Raw genomic sequence first — 13,359 nt, 5'->3', positions numbered from 1 at the left:
ATCCTGCGTATCTTCGAGTTAGACAAGAATGAAACGGGTTTAACCCTATGAAAGATCATATTCTTTTAGGTTACAATCGAAGCGGAATGCCGGCAGTGAGACTCCTGCGGCAATGGAGGGCCAGGTGAGATCCCGCAGGGCGAAAGCCCGGGGAAGCTCACCGCCATCGCCGCGGAAAGCGAGCGGACGGCATGGAGCGAAGCCTCTGCAGTTCCGAAGAAGAATTCTTTTTTGACCCAAAAGATAAAATGTTTTGACAGATACAAAAATGGGTGCTACAATTTTCCACAATCGCATAAGCTGAATTAAAATAATAACAATTCTTTTATCAAGAGTGGCGGAGGGAAAGGCCCTATGAAGCCCGGCAACCGGCAGTTGTGAACTGCAAGGTGCTAATTCCTTCAAAGCGTAACGGCTTTGGGAGATGAAAGATCCGAGTACAACACTCTGATTTTTTCTCCCCGGAAGCCAAAGAGCATCCGGGGAGTTTTTATATTCCGATGAACGAAAAAAATAAATTTAAAGTTTCTGGTTGACCGAGTTGCAGTAAAGTGTTACTATTCGAAATAGTCAAAGTATTAACGCGTCAGCGGAGTAAATGAACCGGCAAATTTAATAAACACTCTTATCAAGAGAGGCGGAGGGACTGGCCCGATGAAGCCCGGCAACCAGCAGTATATTCCACTGCAAGGTGCCAATTCCAACAAGGTGAAAGCCTTGAAAGATGAGGGGGACACGTATATATAAGTCTCTCTGTCTTTCAGGCAGGGAGATTTTTATTTTGGCAGGAGGTGGAGCATGACGGTAAGACAGGACAGAAAAATTGAAGCCGTGACAGGAACAGTCATCCTTGATGAAATCAGGCTCGAGTCCGGCGATGTAATCAGAAATGCAGAGGCTGCTTTTGAACGGGCCGGCAGCCGCAGTGGAAAGACAGTGCTTGTCTGTCATGCCTTAACCGGAAATCAGTATACTGTAGGCAGCCGGCGGCAACCGGGATGGTGGCGGGGGCTGATTTCGGAAAATGGTTATGTGGACCTGAACGAATATGAGGTCGTCACCTTTAACGTTACCGGAGGCTGCAGCGGTTCTGCCGGCCCCCTCACGACAAACCCGGCAACAGGAAAGCCCTACAAAAGCACATTTCCTTTTATTTCAGTGAGGGATATGGTGAGAATTCAAAAAGCAGCACTCGAAAAGCTGGGTATTACCCACCTCCATGCAGTTATAGGAGGCTCCCTTGGAGGCATGCAGGTCCTCGAGTGGGTAATCGAATATCCGGAAAAGGTGGATCGCGCTGTTGTTATGGCCGCCACCCCGTCCCTCAGCGATTACGGTATGGCGTACAACGCAATTGCAAGAAAGGCGATAACAAATGATCCAAAGTGGAAAGGAGGCGCCTATTCTGCTGAAGACCCTCCGGCAGACGGGCTGGCACTGGCGAGAATGACCGGCATGATTACCTACAGGTCCGACAGCCTCTTTAACCAGCGTTTTCACCGGGACACAAAAGACGGACCGGGCCGTTCACACGAGGAGGTCGCCTATCAGGTGGAATCGTACCTTCTTTACCAGGGAGATAAATTCACCCGCCGCTTTGATGCCAACAGCTATCTGTACCTGCTTAAGGCGATGGATGGTCATGATCTGGAACGTGGAAGGGAGAAGCCCCTCAGGCAATTGCTCGCCGGGGCAAAGGTGCCGGCCACGCTGATCGGTTTTAAGAAAGACCTGCTTTATCCGGCGGAGGAAATGGCGCGTTTTGCCTCCCTCTGGAACGAGGCTGGCGGCAGGGCAGTTTTTCACGAAGTGGATACGGTATTTGGTCATGACGGTTTCCTTACGGAGTACAGCCGGTGGGGAAATGTTGTGAAGGAAGCATTAAGGAAGACGGAAGAAGAAAAAGCAGAATAAAACTCTTATCAAGAGTGGCGGAGGGAAAGGCCCGATGAAGCCCGGCAACCGGCAGCCATGCTGCAAGGTGCCAATTCCTGCAGAGCTTTACGCTCTGTAAAGATGAGAGAAAGGCAGTTTCAGCACGCACCTTTCTCTCAGTGAGAAAGGTGTTTTTTATATCAAACCACTCCTCGCCTGCGGAAAACAAAGCAGTGGAGGCCACTAAATAATTATTATTCGGGAGGAATTACAATGAGCGAACAAAACACGTACAACCAGGAAACAGTCGTATTGCATGGAGGACAGTCACCTGATCCGACCACTGGAGCCAGAGCGGTCCCAATTTATCAGACGACATCCTATGTATTTCATGACAGCGAACATGCCGAGCAGCTTTTTGCTCTCGATGAGCCGGGAAACATTTACAGCCGAATCGGAAACCCGACGGTAGATGTACTTGAAAAACGTCTTGCTCTTCTGGAGGACGGTGTTGCAGCCGTAGCCACGGCTTCAGGAATGTCTGCGATTACTCTGTCCATTCTCAACATCGCAGGAGCAGGCGACGAGATAGTAGCTGCGACAAATCTTTACGGAGGGACTTATAACCTGTTTTCAACAACCCTTCCCCGATACGGCATCAATGTGAAGTTCGTGGATGCCTCCGAGCCGGAAAACTTCAGAGACGCCATTACGGATAAAACGAAAGCTGTCTTCGCCGAAACAATCGGAAACCCGAGCCTGCATGTCCTGGACATTGAAGGCGTCGCAGAGGTGGCACACGAATCCGGGGTACCGCTGATTATTGACAACACTTTTGCTACGCCGTATGTGTGCAGACCGATTGATTACGGTGCAGATATAGTAGTCCACTCAGCCACGAAATGGATCGGTGGACACGGCACGTCCATTGGCGGTGTCGTTATCGACAGCGGCCGGTTCAACTGGCAGAGCGAAAAGTACCCGGCTTTTAACGAACCGGATCCAAGCTATAACGGAATTACGTATGCAAAGGATTTTGGAACCCTTGCCTATATCACGAAACTGCGCGTGCAGCTCCTGCGCGACTTCGGACCTGCCCTGAGCCCGTTTAATGCCTTTCTCCTTCTTCAGGGACTTGAGACGCTGCACCTTCGGATCGAACGGCATAACGAAAACGCCCTGGAACTGGCCAGACGGCTCAAAGAGCACCCTGCCGTTGACTGGGTAGCCTATCCTGGTCTTGAAGAGCATCCCTCTCATGAACACGCCTCGGAACTGTTAAAAGGCGGCTACGGGGCAGTTCTGAATTTCGGTATTAAAGGAGGACGGGACGCAGGACGTAAGCTCATTGACAGTGTGGCACTCTGGTCGCACCTAGCCAACGTGGGAGATGCAAAGAGCCTCATCATTCACCCTGCAAGCACCACCCACCAGCAGCTGAAGGATGAGGAACTCGCCTCCACAGGCGTCACACCGGACCTCGTCCGGCTGTCGGCAGGCATTGAAAATGTGGAAGATCTTCTGAAAGATCTCGACCAGGCGCTGGAAAAAGCGACAGGAAAAGCTGAGAAGCCGAATAACCGGGTCGTTAACGATGAAGGTGTAATCAAGTGGTCACTGGCCAGTGCGGAAACAGCCGATGAGAACGGCAGCCGTCAGAAAACGCTGGCCATCGTCGGACTGAGCGGGAAAACATCCCGTCCGAGCCACAGACTGGCAAGGAAAATGCAGCGTCTCGGCTACAAAATTATCCCGGTAAACCCGAGGGAAACGGAAATTCTCGGTGAAACAGCCTACCCTGACCTGAAGAGTATTGAAGGTCCAGTGGATATCGTCCAGGTGTTCAGAAGCCCGGAAGCGGCAGTGGAACTGGCGAAGGAAGCAGCCGTTACCCAGCCGAAAGTATTCTGGCTTCAGGAAGGTGTCGTCTCGGAAAAAGCCGTGTCAATTGCCAGAGAGGCCGGAATTGATGTAGTGCATAACCGCTGCACATACAAAGAAGCCCAGCGCCTGCGTGGCACCATTTCCACTTTCGCCTGTGAACTGTAGACTGACCCGTTAAATCCCGGGGGCAAGTTGTCCCCGGTTCCCCATTCAATCAGTGAAGTAAAGGAGCGAACGTCCATGATTAAACCAGCAGATATTATAAAATCCACCTCCCTCGTTCTTGGTCTCTCCCTCATTACAGCCTGTGCGGCAGGTTCAGGAGCAGAAGGCGGGGAAGACAGCCCTTATCCAGATGAAATTACCCTCGACTATGCCTATTACTCCCCAACCAGTCTCGTTTTAAAAGAGTTCGGCTGGCTGGAGGAAGCATTTGAGGAAGAGGGAACCGATATTGAGTTTGTTCTGAGCCAGGGCAGTAACCGTGCCCTTGAGTTTCTGTCGGGAGGAAGCGTGGATTTTGGTTCTACAGCAGGGGCGGCCGCTCTGATGGCAAAAGGAAACAATGCACCGATTAAAAATGTGTACATTTACTCCCAGCCTGAATGGACGGCTCTTGCTGCCAATGAAAGTTCAGGCATTAACGAAGTCACAGACCTTAAAGGAAAACAGGTTGCTGCGACACTTGGGACCGATCCATACATTTTCCTTATAAGAGCCCTTCAGGAGCACGGCCTGTCAGCCAATGACCTGGAAATTGTCAACCTTCAGCACAGTGACGGGGCAAACGCGCTCGGTACCGGCCAGGTTGACGCGTGGGCCGGACTTGATCCCCATATGGCACGACAGGAGCTGGAGACCGAAGCTGAGCTGTTTTACAGAAACACATCCTTCAACACCTACGGTTTTCTGAATGTGAGGGAAGCCTTTGCAGATGAGTATCCGGAAGCGGTGGAAAAAGTAATTGAAGTTTACGAGAAAGCCCGTAAGTGGGTGATTGAGAATCCTGAGGAAACAGCGGAAATCATGGCCAGGGAAGCCCAGATGGATGACAGTGTGGCAGCTCTTCAGCTGGAACGGAACGACTTCAGCAACTCACTACCCGGTGATGAGCACATTGACAGTCTTACCGAAGCAGGACTCGTACTTCAGGATGCAGGAGTGATGGAGGAGGAGCTCGATATCGAACAGCTTGTTTCTGATCTGATCGATCCTTCCTATGCGGAAAACGTTATCGATACGGACGAATAATAAGGAGGTTTAACCCATGGCTTTATCCCAGGGACATGAAGCACAGGCTGGTGTGATGCCGGCGCACGAAAAACAGAAAACAGAGCGGAGGCAGCGGTTACCGGGGATTCCGTGGGGCAGCATGGGACTTTCCCTTCTTCTTCCTGTCATTCTTCTCGGCGGGTGGGAGTTGAGTGCCAGGTTTGAATGGGTGGATTCCCATCTCCTCCCGGCTCCGACCGTCATTCTGCAGACCATTTTCGCTATGGCTGCAGACGGAAGTCTCTGGCAGCATGTGGGCATCACCCTGTACCGGATTTTCTGGGGTTTTGTCTGGGGAACAGGAGCGGCCCTGGTACTCGGGTCCCTGGTGGGCATGTCCCGGTATGCGGAAGCTGTATTTGATCCGTCCATCCAGGCCATAAGAGCAATTCCGTCCCTTGCGTGGGTGCCGCTATTTATCCTGTGGCTCGGAATCGGGGAAGGATCGAAAGTTACGCTCATTGCAGTCGGGGTATTCTTCCCTGTTTACTTAAATGTTATCGGCGGGATTCAGTCCGTTGACCGGAAGCTCATTGAGGTAGGAAGAGCCTACGGTATGAATACTATCACCCTGATCCGAAGAATTATCCTGCCTGCCTCACTCCCGTCTTTTCTTGTGGGAATTCGAAGCGGCCTCGGACTCGGCTGGATGTTTGTCGTGGCAGCTGAACTGATGGGGGCAAGCCAGGGGCTTGGGTATCTGCTTGTACTGGGGCAGAATACTCTGCGGCCGGATACCATTCTTGCAAGTATTCTGCTGTTTGCCGTTCTAGGAAAAGTAACGGATGCCTTTCTGAAGAAACTGCAGCAGCGGGCCCTTCACTGGCAGGACAGTGCACAGCAGAAATAATGAGTCTGGAGGAGGTTAAAACATGAGTGTGATAATTGAACAGGTCAGCAGGACATTCGGAAACCAGACAGCCGTCCGTAACGTTTCGTTTGAAGCAGAAGACGGTGAAATTGTTGGTCTTCTCGGTACGAGCGGCTGCGGCAAGAGTACGATCCTCCGGGCCATTTCAGGGCTTGACGAAGGTTATGACGGCAAGGTGAACGTCAACGGAAAAACGAGCCGGGGGGTAAGTGAGGATCTGGGAATCATTTTTCAGGAACCCAGACTTATGCCCTGGCTGACAGTACTCGATAACGTCTGTTTCGGGCTTTCGGGGGATAAAAAAGAGAAGCGGGAAAAAGCAAAAGCGCTTCTGGAAAAAGTAGGACTTGGCGGGTTTGAATCTTATTATCCCAAACAGCTTTCAGGAGGTATGGCCCAGCGCACGGCAATCGCCAGAGCCCTGGTGACCGGCCCTGATACCCTTCTCCTTGATGAACCTTTCAGCGCCCTGGATGCGTTTACTAAACTGCAGCTTCAGGATCTGCTTTTACAGATCTGGGAAACAGATCATCCGACAATGATTATCGTCACCCATGACATCGACGAGGCGCTCAGTCTGTGTGACCGGATCATTATTCTGAAAGGACAGCCTGGTGTAGTTGATAAAAATATCAAACTGACAAAAACGAAGCCGAGAAGAAAAGGAGACCCGGAACTTGCGAAACTGAAGGAGGATATACTCCGATCACTTAATACGACTCACAGCGGCGATGAGAAAGGAGCCTGACAGATATGAGCACGAACAGCGTGACAGCGCAGACAGAGGAGGTCATTCAGCCGGACCCGTCGAGGACATATAACCTCACATCCTATGAAAAAAAAAGACAGACATTTTCCTGGGACGAAGCGGTAAAAGGCCTCGGAGCAGCCTCTTCAGGAAAGTGGAATGCAGCATACGAGTGTATCGACCGGCATGTGGAGGAGGGATTCGCCGAAAAAACAGCCCTTCTTTTTACAGACGGTGAAAAGGAAGAATCGTATACGTTCGGAGAAGTGAAAACGATAACCGACAGCTACGCCCGTGTACTTAAAAGCGGGGGTGTGGCAAAGGGAAGCCGTGTATTTATTTTCCTGCCGAAATCACCTGACTGCTATTTTACCATTCTTGCAGCGATCAAAGCCGGTGCCATTGCGGGTCCGCTGTTTGAAGCATTCAAGGAAGACGCTGTCAGGGAACGGATGGAAGACTGCGAAGCTGAATTCCTCATTACCGACAGTGAACTCGGTAAAAGAGTTCCTGAAAAAGACATCCCTTCACTCAGGAAAACCTGGGAGATTACAAGTCTCCGCGAAGAGGCCTGCGGGTTCGCTGATGAAGAGGATCCGACTGTATGGCTTGGGGAAGAGGACGGGATGCTGATTCATTATACGTCCGGTTCAACCGGAAAGCCAAAAGGCGTTCTCCACGTCCAGAGGGCCATCTCTCATCAGTATATCAGCGGTAAGTGGGTTCTCGACGTACACGAAGATGATGTTTACTGGTGCACCTCCCATCCCGGCTGGGTTACGGGCAGCGTGTACGGCGTTTTTGCTCCCTGGCTGAACCGGGCAACCGTCGTCATTCACGGTGGGAGATTCGATGCAGACGAGTGGTACAGTCTGATCGAACGTTTTAAAGTCACAATCTGGTACAGTGCACCTACGGCATTCAGGATGCTGATGAGTAAAGGGAACCTCTTTGAGAATTACAACCTCTCAAGTCTTCGTCACATCCTCAGCGTAGGTGAACCGCTGAATCCGGAAGTCATTCACTGGGCCGGGCAGAATTTCGGCGTAAGAATCCATGACACATGGTGGATGACCGAAACCGGGGCCCACCTGATCGTCAATTTGCCATCTGAAGCAGTTAAGCCGGGCTCCATGGGACGTCCGCTTCCGGGAATTGAAGTTGCCATCCTTGATGAAACAGGGGAACCGCTTCCTGCTGGCGAAACAGGTGAGCTCGCTGTGAAAGCCCCGTGGCCGGGGCTGATGAAAACGATTTGGAAGAACGAGCAGAAGTTCCGCTCCTATTTTACTGAAGACAGCTGGTACCTCTCCGGGGATACGGCTTACCGGGATGAAGACGGTTATATCTTTTTCTCCGGCAGAAATGACGATCTGATCAACACGGCAGGAGAACGTGTCGGCCCATTTGAGGTGGAAAGCCGGCTCATTGAGCATCCGGCTGTGGCGGAAGCAGGTGTAATCGGCAAACCGGACCCTGTTCGCGGGGAAATTATTAAAGCGTTCATCACCCTCAGGGAGGGTTTTACCGACAGCAGCAATCTGAGGGAGAGCGTACGTTTTTTTGTCCGGGAAGGCCTGTCAGCACATGCTGCCCCGAGGGAAATCGAGGTCGTTGAAGAACTGCCGAAAACAAAAATCAGCGGGAAAATTCTCAGGCGTGTTTTAAAAGCAGGAGAACTGAGTAAATACAAGGAGGCTTCACAGGTATGAGCAGAACAGAATATAAGCTGGGAATTATCGGTTTCGGAACAGTAGGGGAGGGCGTTTACCACTCTGTACAGGAACGTGCCGAGAGGCTTGAGGAACTTCTGGGAAAAAGGCTGACAGTGCCGGCCGTGCTTGTGAAGGACGGTGAAAAGAGCCGCAGTACCGGGCCGGAAACGAAGGTTGTTACTCTGCTTAAGGATCTTCTCGCAGAAAAACCTGATGCGGTAGTTGAAGCTACCCCCGATGCCGAGACGGGCTACCCCTATGTCCGTGAACTTCTTAAAATGGGGATAACCGTAGTCACAGCCAATAAGGAGCTCCTTGCAAAAAAAGGGGAGGAGCTCGAAGAGATTGCCGGGGAACATCAGGCAGAACTTCTATGTGAGGCTGCGGTGGCAGGAGGAATTCCCCTTCTAAATACACTTCGTCATACGTTAAAAACGAACGAGATTCTACAGGTGAACGGAATCCTGAACGGAACATCCAATTACGTGCTCACCAGGATGCGCACCGAAGGCACAACTTTCGGGAAAGCGCTGGAGGAGGCCCAGGAAAAGGGATATGCCGAGGCGGTTCCTGATAAAGATGTGGACGGATGGGACGCCTCCTATAAATCCACGATTCTGAGCCGCTGGATTTTTGGTCAGGAGCCTGAGTGGGAATCAGCAGAACCGGAAGGGATTAGGACCGTAACAGCAGAGGATCTTTCCCTGGCGGAGCACGCTGGTGGAAGGGTGAAGCATGTCGCCTCCCTGAAAAATGAACAAAACCGGATCACTGCAGCGGTCCGTCCATGCTTTGTATTCGGCGATCATCCACTTTATGCGGTGGAGGACGTGAATAATGGTGTGCATATTGAAGGGAGTCTTGCCGGTGATGTGCTGCTTCAGGGGCCTGGAGCGGGCAAATATCCCACTGCCAGCGCAGTTGTGGAAGACGTGGTAAACGTACTGAACGGCCGGCACGAGAAGCTTGTGCAGAACCGTCTTGTGAACCGGGAAAAGGACGAAGGAGGAGGGGCTGATGAAGAGCAGTTTATCCTCCTCACCGGAAGTGAGGGGCTTTCCAGGCACCTTTCGGTTAACGGTTTTTCCGTTACGGGAAAACTGCATGAACCTGGCTGGAACCGGGAAGGAGTAGTCGTAAAAGCGAAACCTGCTGACATTACGGGATTTAAAAAACAGTACAGAGAAGCCATTGGCATTTATCCTGTGCTGGCAGACGGGAAGCAAGTCCTTCATTATTTTGAGCAGCGCAAACAGACAAGGGCTGCCTCGTTCTGAGGTGGCTCATAAAAGGTGATAGGAAAAGGTGTCCTTCCGAAATGGAAGGACACCTTTTTGAGCTGTGTCTGAAAAAATGAGGATGGGACAGAAGTGTTTTAATAGATAAAAATCCGAACAATCAATAAGTGTCGCTGGTAAGTCGCTCCTGAAATATACGCCGCTTTCCGCGGGAAGCGGCTGAGCCTCCGCGTGCTTCGCACTGCGGGGTCTCACCTGCGCTTTTCCTCCCGCAGGAGTCGGCGAATATTTCATCCGCTTGACAGCTTTTTGTTTGGATTGTCATCAAAACACTTTACTTCTGTCCCAGCCGCTTTTTGCGCTATGTCTGGAAAAATGTTCGGCTATATGGCTGCTGCCTCAGTCAAGCTCCTCCATTACTTCCTGAATAAAGGAACGATAGAGACGGTATTCGTAGTCTTCATCGTCCTCGTCTTCGTTACGGGGGATTTCCCTTTCAAGTTCAGGGCGAAGTTCATTCAGGATAAACCGCTGTAAAAAACGAGTCTCACTGTAACGGAGAGCATGGTCCCCCTCCTCATGATCCAGCATGAAGGCCGCATAACGATGGGGGCGTGATTCTTCATCCCACACGTTCTCCTGCTCGATGAATCTTTCAAACGCTTCTTCAGAGTATGTCCAATCGTAGTTCTCTTCGGCAAGCTCGGTCCAGAGTACGAGCTCCTGTGCCTTAAACTGTGCATCTTCTCGCCGTTCCTCTTCATCCATCCTGGAAGTGTCCAGGTTATGCATGTATTCATTGGCAAACCGGAAATGAACATAATAGGTCTGCTCTCCCGGAGAGCCTCCGCCGCTGTTCAGAAGATCAGTTGCAGACGAAGCTTCCTCAAATGCAGATTCAAGCTCACTGTCATCCGCGGTCAGCTCGCCGCTGTCCATAGGCGTATCGCTTTCCCCGTCGTCTTCTGTCACGTTCATGTTACCGTCAGTATCCTCACCATCGGTCTGGTTATCTTCTTCCTGGCCGTTGTCAGGATCCATCAGGTCTGCAGGAACCGGCTGATTAAACTCATCTTCACTGTAAAAATAGGATAAAAGAATGGTTAGAGCAAGAAGAAGGACTGCCCCAACCAGAAAATAGATTTTTTTCCTTGTCGACATCATTTCACCTCAGATGGATCGCTATGTAATGAAAAAATTACAAAAGATGCAAGTAATACTTATTATAATTTATTTAGGTGATGAATTAAATAGGGGTATTGACTGAATTTATCGTTTCAGGTCAGACCGGGTCGAGTGGCCCAACGGGATGGAAGTAATGTATAAAGGAAATACAAAAGAAAGCAGGCACAGGCACTTATCCCTCCTTTAAGCATAAACTGTCAGTGGCGAAAGAAGAAGGAGGATGAGCCGATGTACGATCATGAGGAGCAGTTTTATCACGATGCTGCAGAATCAGATGATGTAAGGCAGGAAGAAGGAGAAGTTGAGTACGTTGTTAATTATGATCCTTTTGTAGTGGAGACGCTTGAGTCGGTTACGGGGAGCAGGCTTGTTTTCCAGACGAAGCGCGGAAGTGTACGGGGGAAACTGATCGACGTAAAGCCGGATCATATTGTTGTGGAACAGGAAGGCGGAACATTTTTTATCCGGATTCAGGAAATTGTCTGGATTCTTGTACAAAACGCTTAATCATAAACAGCCAGCCTTCTCACAGGAGAAGGGTGGCTGTTTATGGAACAGAAAGGGACAGGCTTACGGAAAAAAAGGTTGCGAAGACGGGGGATATATTGTTATGTTTTTATATAGTCAAATGCTTATATAATAAATGAAGCAGGTGGATTATTATGACAGAGGTTGTACTGGCAAGTCTGATTTTTGTCCTCACCCTTACCTTCGTGATCTGGCAGCCGAAAGGATTATCCATCGGATGGCCGGCTGCAGCGGGAGCTCTTATCGCTCTTGCGGTGGGAGTTGTGAGCTTTTCCGACGTCATTGAAGTAACAGGAATCGTCTGGAACGCCACGCTTACGTTTATCGCTATTATTATCATTTCCTTAATTCTCGATGAGATCGGCTTCTTTGAATGGTCGGCTCTTCATATGGCCCGTATTGCTGACGGGAATGGAGTGAGAATGTTTGTTTATGTGTCACTTCTTGGTGCTGTGGTAGCGGCCTTTTTTGCCAACGACGGCGCTGCCCTCATTCTGACACCGATCGTGCTCGCCATGGTGCGTGCGCTGAATTTCAGGGAATCGATGATCCTGCCGTTTATCATGGCAAGCGGGTTTATTGCCGATACGACGTCTCTGCCGCTGATCGTAAGTAACCTTGTAAACATTGTATCTGCTGATTTTTTCGGTATCGGATTTCTTGAGTATGCATTTTATATGATCGTACCAAACTTCTTTGCACTCGGTGCCAGCATCCTTGTTCTGTACCTTTATTTCCGGAAAAACATTCCTAAAACATATGATATGAGCATGCTCAGGCGGCCGGAGGAAGCGATACGGGATCCAAAAATGTTTCGTATGTCGTGGTATGTGCTCGGGCTGCTCCTTGCAGGTTATTTTATTAGTGAGTTTATTACCATTACCGGGCCTTTTTCAGGTGAAGAGATGACGTTCCCCGTATCATTTGTAGCCGGTACGATTGCACTGTTTTTCCTGGTTATGGCCCGTAAAAGCCCTGCTGTCAACACTGGAACGGTCATGAAAGGTGCACCATGGGCGATCGTTGTCTTCTCAATTGGAATGTATGTAGTCGTATACGGCCTTCGCAATGCCGGTCTTACTGATGTGCTCGCTGCTGTGCTTGAGGGAAGTGCTGACCAGGGGATGTTTGCAGCCACGATTTCAATGGGCTTCATTGCGGCCATCCTGTCTTCGGTTATGAACAACATGCCGACAGTGATGATTAATGCACTCGCCATACAGGACGCGAGTGTGACGGGGACGATGCGTGATGCACTGATTTATGCGAACGTCATCGGTTCCGATCTGGGACCTAAGATAACGCCAATCGGTTCTCTGGCAACCCTGCTGTGGCTCCACGTCCTTGCCATGAAAGGCGTAAAGATATCCTGGGGCTATTACTTTAAAGTGGGGATTATCCTTACAGTGCCGACACTGTTCATCACTTTGACCGGTCTTTACCTCTGGATGCTGCTTATCGGATAATTATGGTAAAATAAGGACGCTGGCAAAAGGATCGACAGTTAAAGATCCTTTTGGAAACTGAGTGAAGGGGTTGTGGCAGTTATTTCTTTTATTGATGCCCTCATGTCCTTACTGGTGATTGTGTTTATTTTTCTGCCTGTCCTGCTTTCGAAAAATGCGGGTCCGGGAGATGATGCTCCATTATGGCGTCAGATTCTGGGGTCATACTGGTTTGGAGGACCGTTTATTTTCTGCCTGCTTTTCATTGTCCTGCCATCTTCTGATCCCGCTCGGTATTTTGCGGCATTTATTCAGGCATTCCTGCTTGGAGCGGCCGTAAGCACGGCTGCGCACGTTGTCCGGGTTTCCCGGCGGAAAATGAGGTCGGAATAGCACGGAAAGAGGCGGCTGAGACAGAAGTATTTTTACAGAAGAAAATCCGAACAACCAATATGCGGTGCAGGTAATCGCTCCTGAAATATTCGCCGCTTTCCGCGGGAAGCGGCTGAGCCTCCGCGTGCTTCGCTACTTAAGGGGTCTCACCTGCGCTTTTCCTCCCGCAGGCGTCTCGTGATTTTTGAAAAATCAACGTATATGT

The 13,359-nt window shown here is 50.3% G+C and carries 10 protein-coding genes and 3 riboswitches; of the genes, 9 read left to right on the top strand and 1 reads right to left on the bottom strand.

Features of this window, described 5'->3' with window-relative positions:
• Positions 1 to 322: 322 nt before the first annotated feature.
• A riboswitch (SAM riboswitch) is annotated at positions 323 to 431 on the top strand.
• A gap of 191 nt (positions 432 to 622) precedes the next feature.
• Positions 623 to 731: riboswitch (SAM riboswitch) on the top strand.
• Positions 732 to 798: 67 nt separating this feature from the next.
• The 7 genes from metX (at position 799) to FGB90_RS12425 (ending at position 9,642) form a co-directional block, all read left to right on the top strand.
• Positions 799 to 1,914: a homoserine O-acetyltransferase MetX gene (metX, locus tag FGB90_RS12455; RefSeq protein ID WP_138811154.1), complete on the top strand. Its 1,116-nt coding sequence runs from the start codon at positions 799 to 801 to the stop codon at positions 1,912 to 1,914.
• 2 nt (positions 1,915 to 1,916) lie between these two features.
• Positions 1,917 to 2,023, top strand: a riboswitch (SAM riboswitch).
• A 125-nt stretch (positions 2,024 to 2,148) separates the two neighbouring features.
• Positions 2,149 to 3,924: a PLP-dependent aspartate aminotransferase family protein gene (locus FGB90_RS12450; protein ID WP_138811153.1), complete on the top strand. Its 1,776-nt coding sequence runs from the start codon at positions 2,149 to 2,151 to the stop codon at positions 3,922 to 3,924.
• A 75-nt stretch (positions 3,925 to 3,999) separates the two neighbouring features.
• Positions 4,000 to 5,010 carry an aliphatic sulfonate ABC transporter substrate-binding protein gene (locus FGB90_RS12445; protein WP_138811152.1) on the top strand — a complete coding sequence of 337 codons (1,011 nt, stop codon included), beginning with the start codon at positions 4,000 to 4,002 and terminating at the stop codon, positions 5,008 to 5,010.
• Positions 5,011 to 5,026: 16 nt separating this feature from the next.
• Positions 5,027 to 5,881: an ABC transporter permease gene (locus FGB90_RS12440; protein ID WP_438502694.1), complete on the top strand. Its 855-nt coding sequence runs from the start codon at positions 5,027 to 5,029 to the stop codon at positions 5,879 to 5,881.
• A 22-nt stretch (positions 5,882 to 5,903) separates the two neighbouring features.
• Positions 5,904 to 6,650, top strand: coding sequence for an ABC transporter ATP-binding protein (locus FGB90_RS12435; RefSeq protein ID WP_138811151.1), 747 nt, complete (start codon positions 5,904 to 5,906; stop codon positions 6,648 to 6,650).
• 5 nt (positions 6,651 to 6,655) lie between these two features.
• Positions 6,656 to 8,362 carry an acetate--CoA ligase gene (gene acsA / locus FGB90_RS12430; protein ID WP_138811150.1) on the top strand — a complete coding sequence of 569 codons (1,707 nt, stop codon included), beginning with the start codon at positions 6,656 to 6,658 and terminating at the stop codon, positions 8,360 to 8,362.
• Positions 8,359 to 9,642: a homoserine dehydrogenase gene (locus tag FGB90_RS12425; RefSeq protein WP_138811149.1), complete on the top strand. Its 1,284-nt coding sequence runs from the start codon at positions 8,359 to 8,361 to the stop codon at positions 9,640 to 9,642. Before acsA ends, FGB90_RS12425 begins: the two co-directional genes overlap by 4 nt.
• 360 nt (positions 9,643 to 10,002) lie before the next feature.
• On the opposite strand, the gene FGB90_RS12420 is transcribed toward FGB90_RS12425, so the two are convergent.
• On the bottom strand, positions 10,003 to 10,767 hold the full coding sequence (locus FGB90_RS12420) for a hypothetical protein (RefSeq protein WP_138811148.1): 765 nt from the start codon (positions 10,765 to 10,767) through the stop codon (positions 10,003 to 10,005).
• A 249-nt stretch (positions 10,768 to 11,016) separates the two neighbouring features.
• Between FGB90_RS12420 and FGB90_RS12415 the strand changes: the two genes are divergently transcribed.
• Both FGB90_RS12415 and FGB90_RS12410 read left to right on the top strand, forming a co-directional pair.
• Positions 11,017 to 11,295, top strand: coding sequence for a YuzF family protein (locus tag FGB90_RS12415; RefSeq protein WP_138811147.1), 279 nt, complete (start codon positions 11,017 to 11,019; stop codon positions 11,293 to 11,295).
• A 155-nt stretch (positions 11,296 to 11,450) separates the two neighbouring features.
• Entirely contained in the window at positions 11,451 to 12,782 is a 1,332-nt protein-coding gene (locus tag FGB90_RS12410) for an arsenic transporter (protein ID WP_138811146.1), read from the top strand.
• The last annotated feature ends 577 nt before the right edge of the window (positions 12,783 to 13,359 follow it).

This window comes from Alteribacter natronophilus (assembly GCF_006007885.1).
GTDB lineage: Bacteria > Bacillota > Bacilli > Bacillales > Salisediminibacteriaceae > Alteribacter > Alteribacter natronophilus.
The sequence above is the reverse complement of the archived record's forward strand: the minus strand, read 5'-3'. Positions and strand labels throughout refer to the sequence as shown.

Bases quoted from the DNA above. Each gene is read 5' to 3' on its own strand.
- metX (WP_138811154.1), top strand. From the start codon at position 799: ATGACGGTAAGACAGGACAGAAAAATTGAAGCCGTGACAGGAACAGTC.
- FGB90_RS12450 (WP_138811153.1), top strand. From the start codon at position 2,149: ATGAGCGAACAAAACACGTACAACCAGGAAACAGTCGTATTGCATGGA.
- FGB90_RS12445 (WP_138811152.1), top strand. From the start codon at position 4,000: ATGATTAAACCAGCAGATATTATAAAATCCACCTCCCTCGTTCTTGGT.
- FGB90_RS12440 (WP_438502694.1), top strand. From the start codon at position 5,027: ATGGCTTTATCCCAGGGACATGAAGCACAGGCTGGTGTGATGCCGGCG.
- FGB90_RS12435 (WP_138811151.1), top strand. From the start codon at position 5,904: ATGAGTGTGATAATTGAACAGGTCAGCAGGACATTCGGAAACCAGACA.
- acsA (WP_138811150.1), top strand. From the start codon at position 6,656: ATGAGCACGAACAGCGTGACAGCGCAGACAGAGGAGGTCATTCAGCCG.
- FGB90_RS12425 (WP_138811149.1), top strand. From the start codon at position 8,359: ATGAGCAGAACAGAATATAAGCTGGGAATTATCGGTTTCGGAACAGTA.
- FGB90_RS12420 (WP_138811148.1), bottom strand. From the start codon at position 10,767: ATGATGTCGACAAGGAAAAAAATCTATTTTCTGGTTGGGGCAGTCCTT.
- FGB90_RS12415 (WP_138811147.1), top strand. From the start codon at position 11,017: ATGTACGATCATGAGGAGCAGTTTTATCACGATGCTGCAGAATCAGAT.
- FGB90_RS12410 (WP_138811146.1), top strand. From the start codon at position 11,451: ATGACAGAGGTTGTACTGGCAAGTCTGATTTTTGTCCTCACCCTTACC.